We start from the raw sequence: 22984 nt of genomic DNA, 5'->3' as shown, positions 1-22984 counted from the left end.
AGTCAGAGCAAGAAGCCACTTGAGGAGTTGGACGGATGGGTGCGACGTAAGCTTCGGTGTGCCATCTGGCGCCAATGGAAGCAGCCCTCGACGAGGGCGCGCAACTTAATGCGCTTGGGGCTTGGCGAAGCTCGTGCCTGCAAGTCAACGTCGAATGGCCGCGGCCCATGGTGGAACTCGGGGGCGTCGCATATGAATCAGGCGCTGCCGAAGAAACTGTGGAACCAACTCGGACTGGTCTCGATACTGGACACGATCAACGGCTTATCTGCATAACCTGAACCGCCGTATACGGAACCGTACGTACGGTGGTGTGAGAGGACGGCGGATGCAAATCCGCCTCCTACTCGATCTTTTGAGGAACAGCTTGCCGCTTGAAGCTCAATGCTTGCCGCTAACCCTCACTGATCATCGAAATACCGCTCATGCCAGTCCACCAGCGGTTGCGGCGAGTTGAGCTTCTGGCCGTAGATCACCGAGTACGACAACACGTTCTGCACGTATTGGCGGGTTTCGTCGAAAGGAATGCTTTCGACCCAGACGTCGAAGCTCAAGTGGTCGGCGCCGCGCAGCCACTGGCGCACGCGACCGGGGCCGGCGTTGTAGGCCGCCGAGGCCAGGACACGGTTGCCGTTGAACTGGCTGTGGACCTGGCTCAGGTAGGCCGCGCCGAGCTGGATGTTCTTGTCTGGGTTCAACACTTGCTGCGGCGAGGCCAGGGGAATGCTGAACTTACGCGCGGTTTCCTTGGCAGTGCCGGGCATCAGTTGCATCAGGCCGGCGGCACCGACGCTGGAGCGAGCATCGTCCATGAACGCACTTTCCTGGCGGGTAATGGCGAACGCCCAGCTTGGATGCAATCCGCGGACCTTGGCTTCGCGCACCAGGGTGTCGCGATGGGCCATCGGGAAGCGGATGTCCAGGTCGTCCCAGTACTTGGCCTGGCTGATGGTGCGAATGGCCGGGAAATACCACTTCAGGTCATAGGCCAGTTTCGCCTGGGCGACCATTTCGTCCCGACTGAAATGCCGGCTGACGTGATACCACTCGCGGCGCCCATCGACGATGTCTCCACGGGCATGAAATTCCAGCGCCCGACGCACGCCAGGGGTGTTGCGCACTTTGTTGATCAGCGCCTGGCTCATCACCAGCGGCTTGTTGACGAGCGAGTACGGTGACTGGGAGCGGTCGGCGGCCAGGAAGCCATAGAAATCTCGTTCACGGGCCAGGTGCTTGTAGAGCGCCAGCGCCTCGGGATTCTGCGGCTGCGCCAGTTCCAGCGTACGGGCTTGCCAGTACCGCCAGCGATTGGTGCTCGACAGCGACTCGGGCAGGCGACGGGTCAGTTGGTAGGCATCGTCCCAGCGGGCCAGGCGCAGCAGCAGGCGCAAGCGCCATTCCGAAACGGTGTCATCGCGCAGTTCCGGGTCGTATTTCGTCATCACGTCCAAGGCCCGGCTGTCGAAGCGCTTGGCCAGGGTCAGGCCGATTTCCCGGGCAATCGCAACTTTTTCATCACGGGAAAAATGCATGGTGCTGGCGTAGCCGTCCAGCAGCGCCATGGCCTTTTCCGGATCCTGGCGGGCCAGGCGCCGCAGGCCGAGGCTGACGATGTCGGACATCGGTTCATCGGCCGGGGTGAAGCGCGAGGGCTGGTTGAGCAACTCGGGTTTTTGCGCCACGTCCACCAGCAGCTTGCCGCGGGGGGCGAGGGTGGTCAGACCGCTGACCAGGCTGTTGGCCAGCGGATAGTTGCGGGCCTGGGCCGCCAGTTTTGTGCGTTCCCAGCGTTTCTGTTCGGTCAACTGGCCCTGGGAGGCCCATAGGCCGAACAAGGCATCGCACGCCTGGGGTTGGGATTTGCCGGAGAGCCACAGCTTTTCGGTATTGGCATAGCCTTCGGCCTTCAAGCCATGGCTGAGCTGGTACTGGGCGTTAAGGCAGTCCAGTTCGGTGAAATTGAGCTTGGGGTCGTAATACTTGACGAAGGTCTCCCAGTCACCGCGCTCGGTCAGCCAACGCAGCCAGCGCAACTTCATCCAGTTGGCCTGGGGCAGATCACCGTGTTCGGCGAGGAACTTCTCGATTTCGGCGTTGCTGGCGCTCTTGAGGCGAGCGGTCAATTCGTCGTAGGCCAGGTAGGGTTCCAGCGGATAATCGCGCAGGGCCTGGCTGTAGCGAAAGTAAGGGCCGGAATCACCCTTGGCCAAGGCACGCTTGGCCTCGTCGTAATATTGGCGTTGAGTGGAGATATCCACCGCCTGCGCGGATTGAACGGCAGTGGCACATACAAAAAGACACGATAAAACACTGAAAAGGCGACTGCGCATGAGACGTCCGGGCATAGAAAACATGACAAGCCCAAGGGGTAACCCAGGGTAACTGTCTGTAGCTTAGCCTTTTGCCAGCAGCCGGCGAAAGCTTTGCAGGGCCGCCGGTGCAAGTTCGCAACATTTGTCATGCAGAGTGCTTCGGTGGCGAAATTGGCGGACCCCTGAGGCCTCATCTCAGGTAGAATGCGCGCCCGGTTTTTGGAGAAGCTCATGACCCTGCTCAAATTCAGCGATGTGTCCCTTGCTTTCGGCGCTATGCCGTTGTTGGACAAGGTGTCCTGGCAGATCGCCCGTGGTGAGCGGGTGTGCATCATCGGCCGCAACGGCACTGGCAAGTCCAGCATGATGAAGCTGGTCAAGGGCGATCAGAAGCCCGATGACGGCTCGGTCTGGCGCGCGCCAGGCCTGAAAATCGGCGAATTGCCCCAGGAACTGCCGGTGGCCGACGAGCGGACCGTATTCGACGTGGTCGCCGAAGGCCTGGACGGTGTCGGCGCGCTGCTGGCCGAGTATCACCACCTGAGCCAGAACATCGTCACCGATGCTGACCTGGACAAGTTGATGCACGTGCAGCACGACCTCGAAGCCCGTGATGGCTGGCGGTTGCAGCAATTGGTCGACAGCACCCTGAGTCGCTTGCAACTGCCGGCCGACAAGACCCTCGCCGAGCTGTCCGGCGGCTGGCGTCGTCGCGTCCTGCTGGCTCAGGCCCTGGTGTCCGAGCCGGACCTGCTGCTGCTCGACGAACCGACCAACCACCTGGACATCGGCGCCATCGCCTGGCTTGAAGAAGCCTTGAAGGACTTCCAGGGGGCGGTGCTGTTCATCACCCACGACCGTTCCTTCCTGCAAAACCTGGCAACCCGCATCCTCGAACTGGACCGCGGCGGCCTGATCGACTGGAACGGCGACTACGCCAGCTTCCTGGTACACAAGGAAGCGGCGCTGGCAGCGGAAGAAACCGCCAACGCGCTGTTCGACAAGAAGCTGGCCCAGGAAGAAGTCTGGATCCGCCAGGGCATCAAGGCGCGGCGCACCCGCAACGAAGGCCGCGTGCGGGCGCTCAAGGCCTTGCGCATGGAGCGCAGCGAGCGTCGCGAGCGCACCGGCAAGGCCAACATTCAGTTGGATACCGCTGACAAGTCCGGCAAGCAGGTCATGGTGCTGGAGAACGTGAGTTTCGCCCACCCTGGCGGTCCGTTCCTGATCAAGGACTTCTCCATGGTACTGCAGCGGGGTGATCGCATTGGCCTGCTGGGTGCCAACGGTACCGGCAAGACCACTTTGCTCAAGCTGATGCTCGGCGGCCTGGTGCCGACCAACGGCAAGGTGGAAGAGGGCACGAAGATCGACGTCGCCTACTTCGACCAGTTGCGCCATCAACTGGACCTGGAAAAGACCGTGATCGACAACGTGGCCGAGGGCCGCGATTTCATCGATATCGATGGCCAGAGCCGTCACGTATTGAGCTACCTCGGCGATTTCCTGTTCAGCCCCCAGCGTGCCCGCACGCCGGTCAAGGCGCTGTCGGGCGGTGAGCGCGCCCGTTTGTTGCTGGCCAAGTTGTTCAGCAAGCCGGCGAACCTGCTGGTGCTCGACGAGCCGACCAACGACCTGGACGTGGAAACCCTGGAATTGCTGGAGGAGGTGTTGTTGACCTTCAATGGCACCGTCCTGATGGTCAGTCACGACCGGGCATTCCTCGACAACGTGGTCACCAGCACGCTGGTGTTCGAAGGCGAAGGCCTGGTGCGCGAATACGTCGGTGGTTATCAGGATTGGCTGCGCCAGGGCGGCTCGCCGCGTCTGCTGGGGGTCACCGAGAGCAAGTCCGGCAAGGCCGACCTGAATTCGGCGGTGGTCAAGGCCGAGCCTGCTCCGGTCGCCGCCGCGGCCCCAGCGAAGAAAAAGCTCAGCTACAAGCTGCAGCGTGAACTGGAAGCCTTGCCGGGTGAGATCGACGCGAAGGAGCAGCAGATCGCAGCGGTAGAAGCCGAAATGGCTGACGCCGGGTTCTACCAGCGACCTGCTGCCGAAACCGCCAAGGTGATTGCGCACCTGGAGCAACTGCAGGCTGAGCTGGATGCATTGGTCGAGCGCTGGGCCGAGCTGGACGCTTGAACCCGCACGCTCAATGACTGTGGCGAGGGAGCTTGCTCCCGCGGGGCTGCGAAGCGGCCCCTGGCGGTGAGTGCTTCGCACTCAAGCGGGAGCAAGCTCCCTCGCCACAGGTTCAGTGAGTTCCTTGGGTGAATCAGCTGCGCTTGACCAGGTGCACCGCCAGCACGTCGCAAGGCGCGCCATGCAGCACGTCGTTGGCGGTCGAGCCCAGCAGCAATGCCAGGCCATGGCGGCCATGGCTGCCGACGACGATCAGGTCGCAACCCTGCTCCTTGGCCAGGTGATGGATCTCCTGGCGCGGCTGGCCGTAGGTCAGGTGGCAGTTTTCCTTTTTCAGGTCAGGGTACTTCACGATCAGTCGCTCAAGGCGTTCCTTGGCTTGATCGAATTGCTGTTGCTGCAACTGGGAAAGGTCCATCGGCACATCACCACCAAAGGCCATGGCCATCGGCTCGACGATATGCACCAGCGACAGCTTGGTGTCTCTGCCGTCGCACAGGGCGCGAGCGCGTTTGACGACGGGATCGCATTCTTCAGTGAGGTCAACGGCGACCAGAACGTGGTTGTAGTACATGGAAGGCACTCCAGAGAATTGCGATACGGTAAGTATGGCTGGTTTCAAGCGCATTGACGGCGACGTGGCTCAATGGGCTCATCAGAATTCGGGAGTACGAATATGACGGTCTGGATAGTGGTGTCAATCCTGTTGGTGGTGTTAAGTCCGCTGGCATGGTTGCGACCGTCCCGTGTCCAGAGCGGTCGCATGGCCCTGCGCATGGAAGCGCGACGCCTGGGCCTGGCCATGCAGCTGGCGCCGCAGGAGTGGCCGCACTGGCTTGGCCAGCAGCCGCCAAACCCCTGTGCCCAATACCACCGGCCTCGGCGCGGCAAGGAACCGGCTGTCTGGAGCTATTGGCAGACTGCGCCAGGCGTCTGGGTCAACCAGTGGCGAGAAGTCTGCCAGGATGAGTCCCTGCTCAATCATTTCGAAAAATTGCCGGCCAACGTCTACAAGGTTGAAGCCGATCGGCAAATGATTGCCTTGTACTGGGGCGAGAAGGGCGAAGCGACTGTTTTGCAGGATATTTGCGCGGTACTCAAGGCGCTGGCCTGAGGCATAAAAAAGCCCGACAGTCTCATCGGGCGGGTTGGCCAGGCAGGCCGGTAATCAATCTCATGTCAGGGCGTGCGTTCGTAACGTCCTTTGTTCCCAATCTTCAATCGCGTCCCGACAGCGTAGACGGCTGGATCCAGTCTGTCTGGAATTAGGGCGATTTTTCTAATTATTGATCCTATGAATAGCTATGCATGCGGCGCCGTGTTGCGGATCCGTATGGTACGGAAATGACCGTGAAGTCGCGTTCACGCCCGTGTTTAGGGCGATTGACAATTGTCGGAAATTCCGTGAAGGTGACGTACCCAAATCAAACGGGCGTATGAATTGAGCGTTTGTATTTTCAGAATGCTCCTACAGACCCCGACTATCGCGTTGACGGGTGTGCCTGGCGGATTGGCGTAGCATCGACGGTAAACGTCAATGCCGAACCAGTGGTCAGCGTTCAACGTGTACTGTTCAGCTTCCATATCGTGGAGATCAGTTGATGATTTACGAAGGTAAAGCCATCACGGTTAAGGCTCTTGAAAGTGGCATCGTCGAATTGAAATTCGACCTCAAGGGTGAGTCCGTCAACAAGTTCAACCGTCTAACCCTGAATGAATTGCGTCAGGCCGTGGACACTATCAAGGCAGATGCTTCGATCAAGGGTGTGATCGTCAGCAGCGGCAAGGACGTGTTCATCGTCGGCGCCGACATCACCGAATTCGTCGACAACTTCAAGCTGCCCGATGCCGAACTGATCGCTGGCAACCTCGAAGCCAACCGTATTTTCAGCGATTTCGAAGACCTCAACGTACCGACCGTCGTGGCCATCAACGGCATCGCCCTGGGTGGCGGCCTGGAGATGTGCCTGGCAGCGGATTACCGCGTCATGTCCATCACGGCCAAGATCGGCCTGCCGGAAGTCAAGCTGGGTATCTACCCAGGCTTCGGCGGCACCGTGCGCCTGCCGCGCCTGATCGGTGCCGACAACGCCATCGAGTGGATTGCCGCCGGCAAGGAAAACCGTGCTGAAGACGCGCTGAAGGTCGGTGCCGTGGATGCCGTGGTCGAACCTGGCAAACTCCAGGAAGCGGCCCTTGAAACCATCAAGCGCGCCATCAGCGGCGAGTTCGACTACAAGGCCAAGCGTCAGCCGAAGCTGGAAAAGCTCAAGCTCAACGCCATCGAACAAATGATGGCCTTCGAAACCGCCAAGGGTTTCGTGGCTGGTCAGGCCGGCCCGAACTACCCGGCGCCGGTCGAAGCGATCAAGACCATCCAGAAAGCCGCGAGCTTCGGTCGCGACAAGGCTCTGGAAGTCGAGGCCGCCGGCTTCGTCAAGCTGGCCAAGACCTCGGCTGCGCAAAGCCTGATCGGTCTGTTCCTCAATGACCAGGAACTGAAGAAAAAGGCCAAGGCCTACGACGAAATTGCCAGTGACGTGAAGCAGGCCGCCGTGCTCGGCGCCGGCATCATGGGTGGCGGTATCGCCTACCAGTCTGCGTCCAAAGGCACGCCGATCCTGATGAAGGACATCAACGAACACGGGATCGAGCAAGGCCTGGCCGAAGCCGCCAAGCTGCTGGTCGGTCGTGTCGACAAAGGTCGCATGACCGCTGCGAAGATGGCCGAAGTGCTCAACGGCATTCGTCCGACCCTGTCCTACGGCGATTTCGGCCATGTCGACCTGGTGGTCGAAGCCGTTGTCGAGAACCCGAAGGTCAAGCAGGCGGTATTGGCTGAAGTCGAAGACAAGGTCAAAGAGGACACCATCCTGGCCTCGAACACCTCGACCATCTCCATTTCGCTGCTGGCCAAGGCCCTCAAGCGTCCGGAGAACTTCGTCGGCATGCACTTCTTCAACCCGGTGCACATGATGCCGCTGGTGGAAGTGATCCGTGGCGAGAAGTCCAGCGAGCATGCCGTTGCCACCACCGTGGCCTACGCCAAGAAAATGGGCAAGAACCCGATCGTCGTCAACGATTGCCCGGGCTTTTTGGTCAACCGCGTGCTGTTCCCGTACTTCGGCGGTTTCGCCAAGCTGGTCAGTGCTGGCGTGGATTTCGTGCGCATCGACAAGATCATGGAAAAATTCGGTTGGCCGATGGGCCCGGCGTACCTGATGGACGTGGTCGGCATTGACACCGGCCACCACGGTCGCGACGTCATGGCTGAAGGTTTCCCGGACCGCATGAAGGACGATCGTCGTTCGGCTGTCGACGTGCTCTACGAAGCCAAGCGCCTGGGCCAGAAAAACGGCAAGGGCTTCTACGCCTATGAGACCGACAAGCGCGGCAAGCAGAAGAAAGTCGCCGACTCGTCGGTGCTGGAAGTGCTCAAGCCGATCGTCTACGAGCAGCGCGAAGTCACCGACGAGGACATCATCAACTGGATGATGATCCCGCTGTGCCTCGAAACCGTGCGTTGCCTGGAAGACGGCATTGTCGAGACCGCCGCCGAAGCCGACATGGGTCTGGTCTACGGTATCGGTTTCCCTCCATTCCGTGGCGGTGCGCTGCGCTACATCGATTCGATCGGTGTCGCCGAGTTCGTTGCCCTGGCTGACCAGTACGCTGATTTGGGCGCGCTGTACCACCCGACCGCGAAGCTGCGTGAAATGGCCAAGAACGGCCAGAGCTTCTTCGGTTAAGCGCCCAACGACTAGAGCGAGAGAACATTTATGAGCTTGAATCCTAGAGACGTCGTGATTGTCGACTTCGGTCGTACGCCGATGGGCCGCTCCAAGGGCGGCATGCACCGCAACACCCGCGCTGAAGACATGTCGGCGCACCTGATCAGCAAGCTGCTGGAACGCAACGTCAAGGTCGACCCCAACGAAGTCGAAGACGTGATCTGGGGCTGTGTGAACCAGACCCTGGAGCAGGGCTGGAACATCGCCCGCATGGCCTCGCTGATGACCCAGATCCCTCACACGGCGGCGGGCCAGACCGTCAGCCGCCTGTGCGGTTCGTCCATGAGCGCACTGCACACCGCCGCCCAGGCGATCATGACCGGTAACGGTGACGTGTTCGTCGTCGGTGGTGTCGAGCACATGGGCCACGTGAGCATGATGCACGGCGTCGATCCGAACCCGCACATGTCGCTGTACGCGGCGAAAGCCTCGGGCATGATGGGTTTGACTGCGGAAATGCTTGGCAAAATGCACGGCATCACCCGCGAACAGCAGGACGCCTTTGGCGTGCGCTCCCACCAGCTCGCCCACAAGGCGACCGTGGAAGGCAAGTTCAAGGATGAGATCATCCCGATGCAGGGCTACGACGAGAACGGCTTCCTGAAGCTGTTCGACTACGACGAAACCATTCGTCCGGAAACCACCCTGGAAAGCCTGGCGGCCCTCAAGCCGGCATTCAATCCGAAGGGCGGCACCGTGACAGCCGGTACCTCGTCGCAGATCACCGATGGTGCCTCGTGCATGATCGTGATGTCGGCCCAGCGAGCCCAGGACCTGGGTATCCAGCCGATGGCGGTGATTCGTTCGATGGCCGTGGCGGGTGTGGACCCGGCGATCATGGGCTATGGTCCAGTACCGGCCACGCAGAAAGCCTTGAAGCGTGCAGGCCTGGGTATTGCCGATATCGACTTCTTCGAACTCAACGAAGCTTTCGCCGCACAGGCCTTGCCAGTGCTGAAAGATTTGAAAGTGCTCGACAAGATGAACGAGAAGGTTAACCTGCACGGCGGCGCGATCGCCCTGGGTCATCCGTTCGGTTGCTCCGGTGCGCGTATCTCCGGCACGCTGCTCAACGTCATGAAGCAGAATGGCGGCACCTTTGGTGTGTCGACCATGTGCATTGGCCTCGGCCAGGGCATTGCCACTGTCTTCGAACGCGTCTAAGCGTTGCGTTGATGGAAGCCGGGGCCAAGTGCCCCGGTTTTTGTTTTTTCCGGGTTTAGTAGAAAAATTTTGTTTTTATTTTGAAAAGATTTGAGTGAGGGCCAAGACATGCCGATACAACCTGGGCTCTACCAGCATTACAAAGGTCCGCAGTACCGCGTATTCAGCATTGCGCGGCATTCCGAGACCGAGGAAGAAGTGGTCTTCTATCAAGCCCTGTATGGCGATTACGGCTTTTGGGTGCGTCCCTTGAGCATGTTCGAGGAGTCCGTCGAGGTTGACGGCGAACAGGTGCCACGCTTTGCTTTGGTGCAGGCCGAGGAGAGCATTTTTTCCAAGCCTTGAGGCCGGTATGCGGGCAACCCTGCGCTTGACCTCACCTTGCAGCCACTATATATAGCGGTGCCGCGTCAGGCGCCAACCGCCTTTCACTTTTTAGAATTCAGGAATTTTCTGATCCATGGGCAAATCGCTGGTCATTGTGGAATCCCCGGCTAAGGCCAAGACCATCAACAAGTATCTGGGCAACCAATACGTGGTGAAGTCGAGTATCGGCCATATCCGAGACCTGCCCACCAGCGGTTCGGCTAGCGCCAGCAAGGAGCCAGCCGCCAAGCGCGGCAAGGCTGCGGCTGGTGAAGCGCCGGCGCTGTCGCCGAAAGACAAGGCGCGCAAGCAGCTGGTCTCACGCATGGGGGTCGATCCGGAACACGGCTGGAAAGCCAAGTACGAGATCCTCCCGGGCAAGGAAAAGGTCATCGAAGAGCTGCGCCGGCTCGCCAAGGATGCCGACACCATCTATCTCGCGACGGACTTGGACCGCGAAGGGGAAGCCATTGCCTGGCACCTGCGCGAAGCCATTGGTGGGGATGACAGCCGCTACAAGCGCGTGGTGTTCAACGAAATTACCAAGAAGGCCATCCAGGAAGCCTTCTCCCAGCCGGGTGAGCTGGACATCGATCGGGTCAACGCTCAACAGGCGCGTCGCTTCCTCGACCGCGTGGTGGGCTATATGGTCTCGCCCCTGCTGTGGGCCAAGATCGCCCGCGGCCTGTCGGCTGGTCGCGTGCAGTCGGTTGCGGTGAAGCTGGTGGTGGAGCGCGAGCGCGAGATCCGCGCGTTCATCCCTGAAGAGTACTGGGAAGTCCACGCCGACCTCGGCACCGCGAAGGGTGCCACCGTGCGCTTCGACGTGGCGCGGGAAAAGGGCGAAGCCTTCAAGCCGCTCAACGAAGCCCAGGCCATGGCGGCACTGGAAAAGCTCAAGGCGTCCAGCTACAGCATCGTCAAGCGCGAAGACAAGCCGACCAGCAGCAAGCCGTCGGCGCCGTTCATTACCTCCACGCTGCAACAGGCTGCGAGCAATCGCCTGGGCTTTGGCGTGAAGAAAACCATGATGATGGCCCAGCGTCTGTACGAAGCCGGCTACATCACCTATATGCGTACCGACTCGACCAATCTTTCGGCCGATGCCGTGGCGATGGCGCGCACTTATATAGAAAGCGAATTCGGCAAGAAGTACCTGCCGGACACGCCGAACGTCTACAGCAGCAAGGAAGGCGCACAAGAGGCGCACGAAGCGATTCGTCCGTCCGATGCCAACACCGAGCCAAGCAAACTGTCGGGCATGGAACGCGATGCCGAGCGTCTCTACGAGCTGATCTGGCGCCAGTTCCTGGCCTGCCAGATGCTGCCGGCGCAATACTTGTCGACCACGGTCAGCGTCGGTGCCGGCGACTTCGAGCTGCGCGCGAAGGGCCGCATCCTGAAGTTCGACGGCTACACTCGCGTCATGCCGCAGATCACCAAGCCTGGGGATGACGACGTCCTGCCAGACATGGCCCAGGGCGACGTGATGAAGCTGATCAAGCTTGATCCGACCCAGCATTTCACCAAGCCACCGGCCCGTTACTCCGAAGCCAGCCTGGTCAAGGAAATGGAAAAGCGCGGTATTGGTCGTCCTTCGACCTACGCAGCGATCATCTCCACCATCCAGGACCGCGGCTATGTGGCGCTGCACAACCGTCGTTTCTATTCGGAAAAGATGGGCGACATCGTTACCGAGCGTTTGTCCGAGAGCTTCTCGAACCTGATGGACTACGGCTTCACCGCCGGTATGGAAGAGAACCTCGACGATGTGGCCCAGGGCGAGCGCGACTGGAAAAACGTTCTCGACGAGTTCTACGGCGACTTCAAGAAAAAGCTCGAAGTGGCCGAAAGCCCTGACAGCGGCATGCGCGCCAACCAGCCGGTCATGACCGACATCCCGTGCCTGACCTGTGGGCGCCCGATGCAAATCCGTACCGCCTCGACCGGTGTGTTCCTCGGTTGCTCGGGCTACAGCCTGCCACCCAAGGAACGCTGCAAGGCGACGGTCAACCTCGTGCCGGGCGATGAAATCGCCGCTGACGACGAGGGCGAGTCGGAATCCCTGGTATTGCGCGGCAAGCATCGCTGCCCGATCTGCAGCACGGCGATGGATGCCTACCTGCTGGATGAGAAGCGCAAGCTGCACATCTGCGGTAACAACCCCGATTGTGCCGGCTACGAGATCGAAGAGGGCACTTATCGCATCAAGGGCTACGAAGGCCCGAGCCTGGAGTGCGACAAGTGTGGCAGCGAGATGCAGCTCAAGACCGGTCGTTTCGGCAAATTCTTCGGTTGCACCAACCCGACCTGCAAGAACACCCGCAAACTGCTCAAGAGTGGTGACGCGGCGCCGCCGAAGATGGACCCGGTGAAGATGCCTGAGCTCAAGTGCGAGAAGGTCAACGACACCTACATCCTGCGTGACGGTGCCTCCGGCCTGTTCCTGGCGGCCAGCCAGTTCCCGAAAAACCGCGAGACCCGTGCACCGTTGGTGATAGAAATCGTGCCGCACAAGGACGAGATCGATCCGAAGTACCATTTCCTCTGCGAAGCGCCGCAGAAGGATCCGGAAGGGCGCCCGGCGGTCATTCGCTACAGTCGCAAGACCAAGGAGCAGTACGTACAGACCGAAGTCGACGGCAAGCCGACCGGCTGGAAGGCCTACTACGACGGCGGTAAGTGGACGGTTGAAGACAAGCGCTGATCGCCAGGGCTTGTCTGGAGGGCGGGGTTGAGGCTCTTGTGGCGAGTGAGCTTGCTCCCGCTGGCGGCGCAGCCGCCCTCTGCAATCGCTAAATTCGCAGACCTGACAAAAAGGCCGCATGACAACCCGTAGGTTTTCATGCGGCCTTTTTGTTTTTGGCTTGCAGTGGCCTCGGTTGATCCATGACACTGTCGCACTTGCGTGAAGCTTTCATTTCGTTGGGGAGATGCCGCCATGGCCCACGAACTCTATACCCGCACCAATCAGAAAATCTATTTCGCCGGTCTGTCGCTCGAAGCGCTCACCAGGGCCGAAGACGGACGTGCGATGAATTCCCCGGCGTTGCTCCAGGCAGGACGCGAATCCGCGCTGTTTCACCTGTACGGTGCGTTGTTGGGGTTGTGCCATGAAATCGCCGGTTTCTATCGCCTGCCACACGCGAACGCACCTCGGGCTGAGCTGTTGTTGACCCGCGAAGCGTTGGAAACCATTGCAATCCCGGAGTTGGCCGAGATGGTCGAGCTGGCGCATAACCCGGAAACCTGGCTGGCGAAGCTATTGGCGGCCCATGCGGCGCTGTTCGAGCCGCCGCGGGCCCCACGCAAGCCCAAGGGGGACGTGACCCAGCCGTTGATCGTGGCGGTTAATCTGGATGAACAAGAACCCGAGCCGGAGTTGAGCCGGGAGGAGCTGGAGAGCTGGCGTCAGAACCTCAAGAGCCTGGCGATACGCTTTCGCGAAGGTTTGAACGAGTGCTGAGTTTCCCCAAGGCCCGTTACGTTCGTTGATAACGCTTGGTCAAGATCCCGAGCGGAGCCTGGCCGATGACTATATAATCCTCGCCTTTCGTGGAGAACAGACTTTTATGCCTACGTCCTTTCTAGAAATTGTCGAACTTCCTGATGGCCGCATCGAGCTGCGCAGGGCTGAGGACGAGGGTTCTCTGGTTACCCTGAACTTCTCCGAAGATGCCAAGGTATTCCTCCAGGGCCAACACGTCGAAGTCGCCAAGGCGATGCTGAGCGTGGGCGTTCAGATGGCAGGTCGCCTGGTTGAAGGCGAATTCAACAAGGAAGAGGGGCCGCGGGTTCTTCATTGATCCCGTCTGTCGGCTTTTTTGGAGAGTGTGGCTGGTCGGCTTCTCTGCCTTGGAGAAGCCCCGCGTTTGTCTTAGCCCAATCGAATATTCAGACTTTGTGCGTCCCCGGTGCGGGCGGCGCTGATCAACTGTTGCCGTGCGGCGGTGGTCAATGGGTTGAGCCAGCTGACCACAGTGTGGCTACGGCCCAGGCGCAAGGCCTCGCAAGTCAACTGTTGGGCGCTTTGGGTGCCCCGCGGCTGCAACAACAGGATACGCTCACGGTTCAGGCCGGCATCCCGCAACCAGGCCTGGGTGACGCTGGCCGGTGGTGCGATCAGCGTAAGCCAGCGAGCATCCTGGTCCTGGCTGAGTTCTCGCAGAATCGGCGCCAGCAGGTTCAGGCAGTTTCCGGCCGCACCACGTAACGACAGTTCACTGAAGGCCTCGGGTTCGACGCCCCAAGGCGACTCGATGACCTCTTTCAGGACTGGAACCAGCGGTTGGGCCATGAATGCCTCGAACAGCGGAAGTTGTGTGTGTTGTGGTGTGTGAGGGAACTGCATAAAGCCTCCTTTAGCGGCGAATGACGCCGACGCTCAAGCCTTCGATGACCAGGTCCTGATCTTTCAGGTTCACTTCGATGGGGGCGAACTCCGGGTTCTCGGCAATGAGCCAGACCTTGCTGCCGTCGCGCTTGAAGCGCTTGACGGTCACTTCGTCGCCGATTCGCGCCACCACGATCTGACCATTGCGGGCTTCACGGGTGGTGTGGACGGCCAGGAGGTCACCGTCGAAGATGCCGATGTCCTTCATGCTCATGCCGTGTACACGAAGCAGGTAGTCGGCACGAGGATGGAAGAACGAAGGATTGATGTTGCAGGACTCCTCGACATGCTGCTGGGCCAGGATCGGTGCGCCTGCCGCTACCCGGCCGATGATCGGCAGGGTGGTTTCGTCGGCCTTGGCTTCGAAGCCGGGGATGCGAATGCCACGGGATGCGCCCGGGGTCATTTCGATAGCACCCTTGCGCGCCAGCGCCTTGAGGTGTTCTTCAGCCGCGTTGGGCGACTTGAAACCCAGTTCCTGGGCAATTTCCGCGCGGGTTGGCGGGTAGCCGTTGTCTTCGAGGCAGCGTTTGATGAAGGCCAGAATCTCTGCTTGGCGTGGCGTCAGCTTTAGCATATTGATCGCTCTGTCTTTTTATACAGTGACTGGGATTATATACAGTGGACGGCGCTTGGCAATCCTCCTTTTTTCACGAGGCGCTGGACGGTCGGTCGGGCTGTTGAATGCGACATGACTACCACCCGTGAAAAGGTGTGGTTAAATACGTGACCGGGCGTTCGCAAAACGCCCCGGCAGGCTTGACAACCCCTGGGCTGAAACGTATGTTTCAAACAAGTGTTTGTCAGGCGGAGTAACCATGGCCCAGTCGGAAACCGTTGAACGCATTCTCGATGCTGCCGAGCAGTTGTTCGCGGAAAAAGGTTTCGCTGAAACCTCGTTGCGTCTGATCACCAGCAAGGCCGGGGTGAACCTGGCGGCGGTGAACTATCACTTCGGCTCGAAAAAGGCCCTGATCCAGGCCGTGTTCTCACGGTTCCTCGGGCCGTTCTGCCTGAGCCTCGATCGCGAGCTGGAGCGCCGCCAGGCCAAGCCCGACGTAAAGCCGACCCTGGAAGAGCTGTTGGAAATCCTGGTCGAGCAAGCCCTTGTCGTGCAGCCGCGCAGCGGTAACGACCTGTCCATTTTCATGCGCCTGCTGGGCCTTGCCTTCAGCCAGAGCCAGGGCCACCTGCGGCGTTACCTGGAAGACATGTACGGCAAGGTGTTCCGCCGCTACATGTTGCTGGTCAACGAGGCAGCGCCGCGTATCCCGCCGATCGAGCTGTTCTGGCGTGTGCACTTCATGCTCGGCGCCGCGGCGTTCAGCATGTCCGGTATCAAGGCATTGCGGGCTATCGCGGAAACCGATTTCGGCGTGAACACCTCCATCGAGCAGGTGATGCGGTTGATGGTGCCGTTCCTGGCTGCCGGCATGCGCGCCGAAACCGGTGTGACCGATGAAGCCATGGCGGCCGCGCAATTGCGCCCGCGCAGCAAATCCGCCCCGGCGCTCGCCAAGGCGTGAGGGCATGGGTGTGCGCAGCGGCCTACATCCGCTAAGCTAGCCGCCCATGCCGACTCTCGTTTCTAATCCGTCTTATCCTCCATTGCGTCACCGCGACCTGCCGGGCCTGGCTCCTGGCAACGCTGTCGTGGGTGTGTCGCCACGCGGGTTCATCTTTATCAAGGAAATTCTATGACTGCCGGCCTGCAAGGCTCGTTGATGGTGGACGTCGCCGGTACCTGGCTGACGGCCGAAGATCGCCACCTGTTGCGTCAGCCCGAAGTGGGCGGCCTGATCATTTTTGCCCGCAACATCGAACACCCACGTCAGGTGCGGGAATTGAGCGCGTCGATCCGTGCCATCCGCCCCGACCTCCTGTTGGCGGTGGATCAGGAAGGCGGCCGCGTCCAGCGCCTGCGCCAGGGGTTCGTGCGCTTGCCGGCGATGCGGGCGATAGCCGACAATCCGAACGCCGAATACCTGGCCGAACAGTGCGGCTGGATCATGGCCACTGAAGTGCTGGCGGTCGGTCTCGACTTGAGTTTTGCTCCGGTGCTTGACCTCGATTACCAGCGCAGCGCTGTCGTCGGCAGTCGTTCCTTCGAAGGCGACCCCGAGCGCGCGGCGTTGCTGGCCGGTGCCTTCATCCGGGGCATGAGCGCCGCCGGCATGGCCGCCACCGGCAAGCACTTCCCGGGGCATGGTTGGGCCGAGGCCGATTCCCATGTGGCGATTCCGACCGATGAGCGCAGCCTCGAGCAGATTCGCGCCAATGACCTGGTGCCGTTTGCCAAGCTGAGCAAGCAACTGGCCGCCGTGATGCCAGCCCATGTCATCTACCCACAGGTTGACGCCAATCCGGCTGGGTTCTCTCGCCGCTGGTTGCAGGACATCCTGCGTGGCGAGTTGCAATTCGAGGGCGTGATCTTCAGTGATGACCTGTCAATGGCCGGTGCTCATGTGGTCGGTGATGCCGCCAGTCGTATCGAGGCAGCCTTGACGGCCGGTTGTGACATGGGGCTGGTGTGCAACGATCGCGCGGCTGCCGAGCTCGCCTTGAGCGCCGCCCAGCGCCTGAAGGTCAAGCCTTCGGCACGGATCGCCCGCATGCGTGGCAAGGCCTACGCCTCCACTGAATACCGTCAGGACCCACGCTGGCTGGCGGCGCTTGGCGCGCTGAGGGCTGCCCAGCTGGTCGATTAAGGATTGTCCTGATATGCGTAATGATCGGCGGTACCCATGACCCAGCCAATTGAGGCGCTTCTTGAGAGTGATTGGGAAGAGTCCTTCCATCAACGTTACCTTGAGCGCGGGTTTGACTACGCCGAGAGAGCGCGAGTACGGATACTGCGGATAGATGAGCAATCGATTCACGCCGAATGCGAGGGTGGCGGCGATAATGTCTATCAGCAGGTGATCGCGCTCACTCGTTATCCGGGATACGACGGCGTTCGTTACGAATGCTCGTGTCCGGTCGGTGACAGCTGCAAGCACTGCGCTGCTGTCATGTTCCATTTGATATCGGATCCGCAAGCACTGGAGGCTGGCTCCGCCAGCGAGCGCCTGAATTCTGAACTTGAAACCTGGATCAAGTGTATTCCCGAGTGGGACGCCGATTCGCTACCGAGCAAAAAAGACGCCGATGTCCGGATCTTCTACAAACTCAAGAAGTCGCACATAGGGCATTGGATTTTGGAGCTCTTCAAGGGGCGCCAGCTTGATGATGGTTCCCTGAAGGATCTGAAAGCGTTTGGCCAACTGACGGACATGCTGAATCGTTTTCCGAATTATATGTTCGACGTCGACAAGCAGATTGGCCAGTCGCTTATCAGCAGTCAGCATTATCACAGCCAGAACAGCTTTCCGTTGCAAGGTCGCCACGGCGCCGAAGTGCTGGCGCTGGCATTACAGTCCTCACGCTTGTTCCTGGATTTCGACCCGCCGCAGCCATTGGGCGCAGGTCCGCTAAAAAATGCGCAGTTTTTCTGGGCTGAGCAGGCCAATGGCAACTATCGGTCTCGGTGGCGCAGTGGCGATCAGGTACTGGATAACCTCCTGGTGCTTGAGCCGCTTCATTATCTGGATTTATCGCGCAGGGAACTTGGCCGGTTGTCCTATGAAATGGACGACAAATTGGCCTGCCATTTATGCCGTGCGCCGGAGGTACCCGCTCGGGATGTGGTGCTTTTCAGCCATAGAATCAATGCTGTCGACCGCCCTATCCCGCCGCCGAAAGAACTGACTGAGCGCATCATCGACGGTGTTGAACCGCGAGCAGTGTTGACGTTGGGAAGTGCAATCAACTTCCGGCACTGGAAATCTGTTCCAGAACATCGCGCGGCACTGACCTTTATTTATGATGGTCATATGGCGGGCGACAAAGCATCCACCGAACTATCGATTCTGTCCGGAACCGAAATTTTGCGCATTCAGCGTAAACCGGATGTCGAGCAAGTCTTTCGCACCGTTCTGCGTAAGGTTGGTTTCAAGAAAACCAGTCGCAAGAGCCTTGCGCTGGCGGACATCGGGGGCGAGCTATTTCAAATGGCGGATGACGACGCCTGGTTGGCCTTCATGGACAAAGGCCTGCCGCGATTGCGTGCCGCCAATTGGCAGATCGATGTCGAAGCGGGTTTTCATTTCGATCTGCAACCGGTGGAGCAGTTGTACGCCGACATCGAGGAGTCTCCCGGTCGAGAGTGGTTCGATTTACAACTGGGCATTGTCGTTGATGGAAAACGGCACAGTCTGCTGCCGATCTTGCTTCATCTGCTTCGCTCAAGCCCGGAGATGATGGATCCGGACAACCTTGATCGGCGCGATGATGAAGAGTTGATGTTGCTCGATCTCAACGGCGGAAAGTTCGGGGCGGGTCCTGGCGTGAAGGTCGCGTTGCCATATGGGCGGGTCAAGCCGCTGATGGCAACGCTTGGTGAGTTGTACATGAAGGAGCACCGGGGCGACTCGATACGGTTGAATGCCTTTGATGCGGCCAGGTTGAATGTGCTTGAAAGCGTGCCATTGACCTGGCAAGGCGGGGAGCGGTTGCGCACGTTCGCCAAGCGATTACACGAGTCGACCCATGCTCATGTCCCGGTGCCGGCGGGGCTCAAAGCCACCCTGCGACCTTATCAGCTGGAAGGGCTCAATTGGATGCAGACTCTGCGCGAGCTGGAAGTCGGCGGCATCCTGGGCGATGACATGGGCTTGGGTAAAACCTTGCAGACCCTGGCTCACCTGCTTTGTGAGAAGCAGGCCGGGCGCCTGGATGTCCCGGCGCTTGCAGTCATGCCCACCAGTCTGATTCCCAACTGGCTCGACGAAGCGGCACGCTTCACGCCGCAGCTCAACGTCGTGGCGCTTCATGGTGCAGCCCGGCAAAAAGATTTCGCCAGCCTTGCACAGTACGACCTGGTTCTGACGACTTATGCCTTGTTGCCGCGGGATTTGGAGGTGCTGAAATCCCAGGCCTGGAGTGTGCTGATTCTCGATGAAGCGCAGAACATCAAGAATCCCACCAGCAAGGCCGCCCAGGCTGCTCGCGAACTCAATGCCCGGCAGCGCTTGTGCCTGTCCGGTACGCCCCTGGAAAATCACTTGGGCGAACTCTGGTCGCTGTTTCATTTCCTCCTGCCCGGCTGGTTGGGGGATAACAAAAGTTTCAACCGAGACTACCGGACGCCGATCGAAAAACATGGCAACAGCGAGCGAATGCACCATCTGACGGCGCGAATAAAACCGTTTCTACTGCGGCGCAAAAAGGAACAAGTCGCCACTGAACTGCCACCCAAGACTGAAATCATCCATTGGGTCGACCTCAGTGACGGGCAGCGGGATGTCTATGAAACCGTGCGAGTGGCCATGGACAAGAAAGTGCGCGACGAAATTGCTCGCAGCGGCGTGGGCCGTAGCCAGATCATCATTCTCGATGCATTGCTTAAGTTGCGCCAGGTCTGCTGTGACTTGCGGTTGCTCAATACGGTGCAGACGGCCAAGGCGCTGCGTTCCGGTAGCAGCAAGTTAATCAGTCTGATGGAGATGCTCGAAGAGTTGCTCAGCGAAGGGCGCAAGATTCTGCTGTTTTCCCAATTCACCTCGATGCTGGTCCTGATTGAAGCGGAACTGCAAAAGCGCAGCCTGACCTATTCCTTGCTGACCGGATCCACCACGGATCGCCGCACCCCGGTGAGGGATTTTCAGAGTGGCAAGGTGTCGCTGTTTCTGATTAGCCTCAAGGCCGGCGGTACGGGGCTCAATCTGACGGCTGCCGACACGGTGATTCATTTTGATCCGTGGTGGAACCCGGCGGTGGAAAACCAGGCGACCGACCGGGCTTATCGGATCGGTCAAAACAAGCCAGTGTTCGTCTACAAGCTGATTGCCCGAGGCACGGTGGAAGAGAAGATACAGGCGCTTCAGGAGGATAAGGCCGCGTTGGCGGGCAGTCTGCTGGATGGCGGCGCAACGGGTGGGTGGACGCTTGAGCAGAGCGATATCGAAGCGTTGTTTGCACCGTTGCCCAAGACCTGATTCGCTGGCACATCCACTGGCCATGTCGCCTGATAGTCAGCTATCGCGAGCAGGCTCGCTCCCACAGGAAACGGTGTGAATCAGCGCTTTTCCAGTTTGTCCGGCAGCGGCGCGAACAACGCTTCGATATCGTCGCTCTGCAGTTTCCAGTCTCCGGCCACGCGTCCGTCCAGCACGCCGGCCGCGAGGTCGGACTTTTCCTTTTGCAGCAGCTGGATCTTTTCTTCCACCGTGCCTCGGGCAATCAGCTTGTAGACGAATACCGGTTTTTCCTGGCCGATGCGGTAGGCGCGGTCGGTCGCCTGGTTTTCGGTGGCCGGGTTCCACCATGGATCGTAGTGAATCACCGTGTCGGCCTCGGTCAGGTTCAGGCCTACACCACCAGCCTTCAGGCTGATCAGGAAGATCTGACGCTTGCCGCTCTGGAATTCCTTGACGGGCGTGCGCCGGTCGCGGGTCTGGCCGGTCAGGAGGGCGTAATCGACGCCGCGTTTCTTCAGCTCATCTTCAATCAGCGCCAGCATGGACGTGAATTGGGAAAACAACAGCACCCGGCGACCTTCTTCGAACAGTTCTTCGAGCATTTCCATCAGGCTGTCGAGCTTGCCCGAGGTGCTGCCTCGGGCGGGCAGGGTGGCGTCGTTGAGCAGGCGCAGGTCGCAACACACCTGGCGCAGCTTGAGCAGCGCCTCGAGAATGATGATCTGGCTGCGGGCCACGCCTTTGCGCGTGATCTCGTCGCGGACCTTCTTGTCCATCGCCAGGCGCATGGTCTCGTAGACGTCGCGCTGGGCGTCGCTGAGTTCGACCCAATGGATGATCTCGGTCTTGGGCGGCAACTCCGTCGCCACTTGCTCCTTGGTCCTGCGCAGCAGGAAAGGTTTTATCCGACCGTTGAGGTGCTGCAGTCGTACATCGCTGCCGCGCTTTTCGATCGGTACACGGTAATCGCGGTTGAAACTCTTGACGTCCCCAAGCCACCCCGGCAGCAGGAAGTGAAACAGCGACCACAATTCGCCCAGGTGATTTTCCAACGGCGTGCCGGACAGGCACAGCCGCTGGCGGGCGTTGAGCTCGCGGGCGGCCTGGGCAGCTTTGCTGGTGGGGTTCTTGATGTACTGGGCTTCATCGAGGATCAGCACGTGCAACGGCTGCGCGGCCAGGCGCTCGACATCCTTGGGCAGCAGGGCATAGGTGGTGAGGACCAGGTCGTAATCGCCCAGTCGGTCGAAATGTTTCTTGCGCCCGGCGCCGTAAAGCGCCAATACCTTGAGCTGCGGCGTGAAGTGAGCCGCCTCGTCGAGCCAGTTGGGGATCAGGCTGGTCGGCATGACGACCATGCACGGCCGGTCCAGGCGCCCGGCGTTTTTTTCGCTGAGAATGTGCGCCAGGGTCTGTAGGGTTTTGCCCAGGCCCATGTCGTCCGCGAGAATGCCGCCGACTTCCAGTTGCCTGAGCGATTGCATCCAGCTCAAGCCTTCGAGTTGATAAGGTCGCAGCGTCGCGTTCAGGCCCTCGGGCGCGATGGCGGTGTAATCCTTGATGTCCCGCAGGCGTTGCGCCAGGCCGCGAATGTGTTCGCCACCTTCCCAGGTCAAGGGCATGTCTTGCAGCGGGTTCAGGCGCAGGGCATCCGCGCTGTTGAGGCGCAGTTTGGTGGTGCCGGGCTCTTGCAGGTAAAACTCGCCCAGGGTCGCCAGCACTGGCTTCAGCCGGCCATAAGGCAGGGCCACCTGCTGCGGGCCGAACTCCGAGTTCGGGCGGTTGGGCAGGTTGACCAGGATGAGTTCGTCGTCCCGACGCCGGGCCAGGCGTTCCGGGTTGAACAATTCGATGTGTGAACGCATCAGGTTCAGCAGGATCGGCAGCAGGCTCAGGCGCTCGCCATTGACGATGATCCCCAGTTCCAGGTCGAACCAGTCCCGCTCCGGCGTTTCCTCGACGGTGGCGTACCACTCGTCCACTGCCGTCAGGTCGAAGCCGAAGTCCTCGTCGATCTGCAATTCCCAGCCTTGGCTGCGCAGTTTCGGCAGGTCATTGAGGGTGAAGGTCAGCCAGGCACTGTCGTTGACCATTTCGTACAGTTCGCCGGCGCTTTCCGGCAGGGCCTTGCTTTGTCGGGTCGCGACCTTGAAGCCGAGGATTCGCAGCTGTTCGCGGTAGGACTGTTCCACATCGGTGTGGCGTTTTATCCGCAGTGTCTGGGTTTCCTGGCGAATCAGCACGTCGGTGTTGCGCTGGCCACTGACGTATTCGTCCAGGTAACTGAACGACAGTGCGGCGCGGTGTTGAATGTAGCGCTGCATCTTGCCGTTGCGCGGCTCGAAGGCGCTGAACTCGATACTGGCCAGCCACAGGCGCGGCACTGGTTGCACGTTGTCCACCAGTACTTGTGGCGGGGCCTTGGGGCTGCGGTTGTCCAGCACGGCCTGGAGTTTCTCCAGCAATTGCGCGTCTTTTTCGGCGGCCGGGTAGGCCAGGGTTTCCTGGACTAGCAGCAGCACGGCCGCGCAGTGCTTGCAGTTGATACGCACCGGGCAGGAGCACGCGGCTTCGAGCAGAATCAGCGCGCCCTTGGCTGACTCTTTAAGGCGAATGGTCTGACGGTAGACGTTACCGCCAGAGCCTTCGCAACTGGCGGTGATGGTGCTGTCGCCGGCTTCGACAATCCTGACGCGGTTTTCCAGCGCATAACGGCGCCCGCGCTCCAGGCTCTGTTCCTTGAATCGATTGACCCAGGAAGGTGCCAGGGGTTTGCTCAGGGGCGAGGGCATAGGCGCG

The 22984-nt window shown here is 60.1% G+C and carries 17 protein-coding genes; 12 read left to right on the top strand and 5 right to left on the bottom strand.

What is annotated here, in order from left to right:
• On the top strand, positions 1-276 hold a 276-nt coding region (locus tag BM300_RS27555; protein WP_305883545.1), incomplete at its 5' end, for a group II intron maturase-specific domain-containing protein.
• Positions 277-401: 125 nt separating this feature from the next.
• On the opposite strand, the gene BM300_RS27550 is transcribed toward BM300_RS27555, so the two are convergent.
• On the bottom strand, positions 402-2330 hold the full coding sequence (locus BM300_RS27550) for a transglycosylase SLT domain-containing protein (protein WP_092148395.1): 1929 nt from the start codon (positions 2328-2330) through the stop codon (positions 402-404).
• A gap of 213 nt (positions 2331-2543) precedes the next feature.
• Here BM300_RS27550 and BM300_RS27545 point away from each other — a divergent pair, with 213 nt between their 5' ends.
• Complete coding sequence (locus BM300_RS27545; protein ID WP_092148392.1) at positions 2544-4454, top strand: ATP-binding cassette domain-containing protein; 1911 nt, start codon at positions 2544-2546, stop codon at positions 4452-4454.
• Positions 4455-4587: 133 nt separating this feature from the next.
• Here the strand turns inward: BM300_RS27545 and BM300_RS27540 are convergent, their stop codons facing one another.
• The gene (locus tag BM300_RS27540) at positions 4588-5028 is read right to left on the bottom strand and encodes a universal stress protein (protein ID WP_063322188.1); all 441 of its coding nucleotides are present in this window, start codon (positions 5026-5028) and stop codon (positions 4588-4590) included.
• Between the two features lie 102 nt (positions 5029-5130).
• Between BM300_RS27540 and BM300_RS27535 the strand changes: the two genes are divergently transcribed.
• From BM300_RS27535 to BM300_RS27505, 7 genes are all read left to right on the top strand, one after another.
• Entirely contained in the window at positions 5131-5568 is a 438-nt protein-coding gene (locus tag BM300_RS27535) for a hypothetical protein (protein ID WP_003199638.1), read from the top strand.
• Between the two features lie 487 nt (positions 5569-6055).
• Positions 6056-8203 (top strand): fatty acid oxidation complex subunit alpha FadB, encoded by a 2148-nt coding sequence (fadB, locus tag BM300_RS27530; RefSeq protein ID WP_092464523.1) that lies wholly within the window; start codon positions 6056-6058, stop codon positions 8201-8203.
• Positions 8204-8233: 30 nt separating this feature from the next.
• Positions 8234-9409: an acetyl-CoA C-acyltransferase FadA gene (fadA, locus tag BM300_RS27525; RefSeq protein WP_024618393.1), complete on the top strand. Its 1176-nt coding sequence runs from the start codon at positions 8234-8236 to the stop codon at positions 9407-9409.
• Positions 9410-9517: 108 nt separating this feature from the next.
• Positions 9518-9754, top strand: coding sequence for a DUF1653 domain-containing protein (locus tag BM300_RS27520; protein ID WP_003199644.1), 237 nt, complete (start codon positions 9518-9520; stop codon positions 9752-9754).
• Positions 9755-9869: 115 nt separating this feature from the next.
• A complete protein-coding gene (topA, locus tag BM300_RS27515; RefSeq protein ID WP_092148387.1) occupies positions 9870-12482 on the top strand; it encodes a type I DNA topoisomerase in 2613 nt (870 codons plus the stop codon).
• Positions 12483-12716: 234 nt separating this feature from the next.
• Complete coding sequence (locus tag BM300_RS27510; protein WP_092464521.1) at positions 12717-13241, top strand: DUF6586 family protein; 525 nt, start codon at positions 12717-12719, stop codon at positions 13239-13241.
• 106 nt (positions 13242-13347) lie between these two features.
• Positions 13348-13581 (top strand): hypothetical protein, encoded by a 234-nt coding sequence (locus BM300_RS27505; protein WP_003183419.1) that lies wholly within the window; start codon positions 13348-13350, stop codon positions 13579-13581.
• Between the two features lie 71 nt (positions 13582-13652).
• Here BM300_RS27505 and sulA read toward each other — a convergent pair whose 3' ends face one another.
• Entirely contained in the window at positions 13653-14126 is a 474-nt protein-coding gene (gene sulA / locus BM300_RS27500) for an SOS-induced cell division inhibitor SulA (protein ID WP_060738408.1), read from the bottom strand.
• 10 nt (positions 14127-14136) lie between these two features.
• Positions 14137-14745, bottom strand: coding sequence for a transcriptional repressor LexA (lexA, locus tag BM300_RS27495; RefSeq protein ID WP_003199651.1), 609 nt, complete (start codon positions 14743-14745; stop codon positions 14137-14139).
• Between the two features lie 241 nt (positions 14746-14986).
• Between lexA and BM300_RS27490 the strand changes: the two genes are divergently transcribed.
• The 3 genes from BM300_RS27490 (at position 14987) to BM300_RS27480 (ending at position 20203) form a co-directional block, all read left to right on the top strand.
• The gene (locus tag BM300_RS27490; RefSeq protein ID WP_063322182.1) at positions 14987-15694 is read left to right on the top strand and encodes a TetR/AcrR family transcriptional regulator; all 708 of its coding nucleotides are present in this window, start codon (positions 14987-14989) and stop codon (positions 15692-15694) included.
• 183 nt (positions 15695-15877) lie between these two features.
• The gene (gene nagZ, locus BM300_RS27485) at positions 15878-16876 is read left to right on the top strand and encodes a beta-N-acetylhexosaminidase (protein WP_170862111.1); all 999 of its coding nucleotides are present in this window, start codon (positions 15878-15880) and stop codon (positions 16874-16876) included.
• Positions 16877-16912: 36 nt separating this feature from the next.
• Complete coding sequence (locus tag BM300_RS27480; RefSeq protein ID WP_092464517.1) at positions 16913-20203, top strand: DEAD/DEAH box helicase; 3291 nt, start codon at positions 16913-16915, stop codon at positions 20201-20203.
• A gap of 80 nt (positions 20204-20283) precedes the next feature.
• On the opposite strand, the gene BM300_RS27475 is transcribed toward BM300_RS27480, so the two are convergent.
• Entirely contained in the window at positions 20284-22977 is a 2694-nt protein-coding gene (locus BM300_RS27475; RefSeq protein WP_092345911.1) for a DEAD/DEAH box helicase, read from the bottom strand.
• Positions 22978-22984 lie beyond the last annotated feature (7 nt).

The sequence above is a fragment of the Pseudomonas sp. NFACC46-3 genome, from assembly GCF_900114515.1.
In the GTDB taxonomy this organism is placed as follows: Bacteria; Pseudomonadota; Gammaproteobacteria; order Pseudomonadales; family Pseudomonadaceae; genus Aquipseudomonas; species Aquipseudomonas fluorescens_Q.
Note: the sequence above shows the minus strand (reverse complement) of the source record. Positions and strands in the feature narration are given on the sequence as shown.

Bases quoted from the DNA above. Each gene is read 5' to 3' on its own strand.
- BM300_RS27550 (WP_092148395.1), bottom strand. From the start codon at position 2,330: ATGCGCAGTCGCCTTTTCAGTGTTTTATCGTGTCTTTTTGTATGTGCC.
- BM300_RS27545 (WP_092148392.1), top strand. From the start codon at position 2,544: ATGACCCTGCTCAAATTCAGCGATGTGTCCCTTGCTTTCGGCGCTATG.
- BM300_RS27540 (WP_063322188.1), bottom strand. From the start codon at position 5,028: ATGTACTACAACCACGTTCTGGTCGCCGTTGACCTCACTGAAGAATGC.
- BM300_RS27535 (WP_003199638.1), top strand. From the start codon at position 5,131: ATGACGGTCTGGATAGTGGTGTCAATCCTGTTGGTGGTGTTAAGTCCG.
- fadB (WP_092464523.1), top strand. From the start codon at position 6,056: ATGATTTACGAAGGTAAAGCCATCACGGTTAAGGCTCTTGAAAGTGGC.
- fadA (WP_024618393.1), top strand. From the start codon at position 8,234: ATGAGCTTGAATCCTAGAGACGTCGTGATTGTCGACTTCGGTCGTACG.
- BM300_RS27520 (WP_003199644.1), top strand. From the start codon at position 9,518: ATGCCGATACAACCTGGGCTCTACCAGCATTACAAAGGTCCGCAGTAC.
- topA (WP_092148387.1), top strand. From the start codon at position 9,870: ATGGGCAAATCGCTGGTCATTGTGGAATCCCCGGCTAAGGCCAAGACC.
- BM300_RS27510 (WP_092464521.1), top strand. From the start codon at position 12,717: ATGGCCCACGAACTCTATACCCGCACCAATCAGAAAATCTATTTCGCC.
- BM300_RS27505 (WP_003183419.1), top strand. From the start codon at position 13,348: ATGCCTACGTCCTTTCTAGAAATTGTCGAACTTCCTGATGGCCGCATC.
- sulA (WP_060738408.1), bottom strand. From the start codon at position 14,126: ATGCAGTTCCCTCACACACCACAACACACACAACTTCCGCTGTTCGAG.
- lexA (WP_003199651.1), bottom strand. From the start codon at position 14,745: ATGCTAAAGCTGACGCCACGCCAAGCAGAGATTCTGGCCTTCATCAAA.
- BM300_RS27490 (WP_063322182.1), top strand. From the start codon at position 14,987: ATGGCCCAGTCGGAAACCGTTGAACGCATTCTCGATGCTGCCGAGCAG.
- BM300_RS27480 (WP_092464517.1), top strand. From the start codon at position 16,913: ATGACCCAGCCAATTGAGGCGCTTCTTGAGAGTGATTGGGAAGAGTCC.
- BM300_RS27475 (WP_092345911.1), bottom strand. From the start codon at position 22,977: ATGCCCTCGCCCCTGAGCAAACCCCTGGCACCTTCCTGGGTCAATCGA.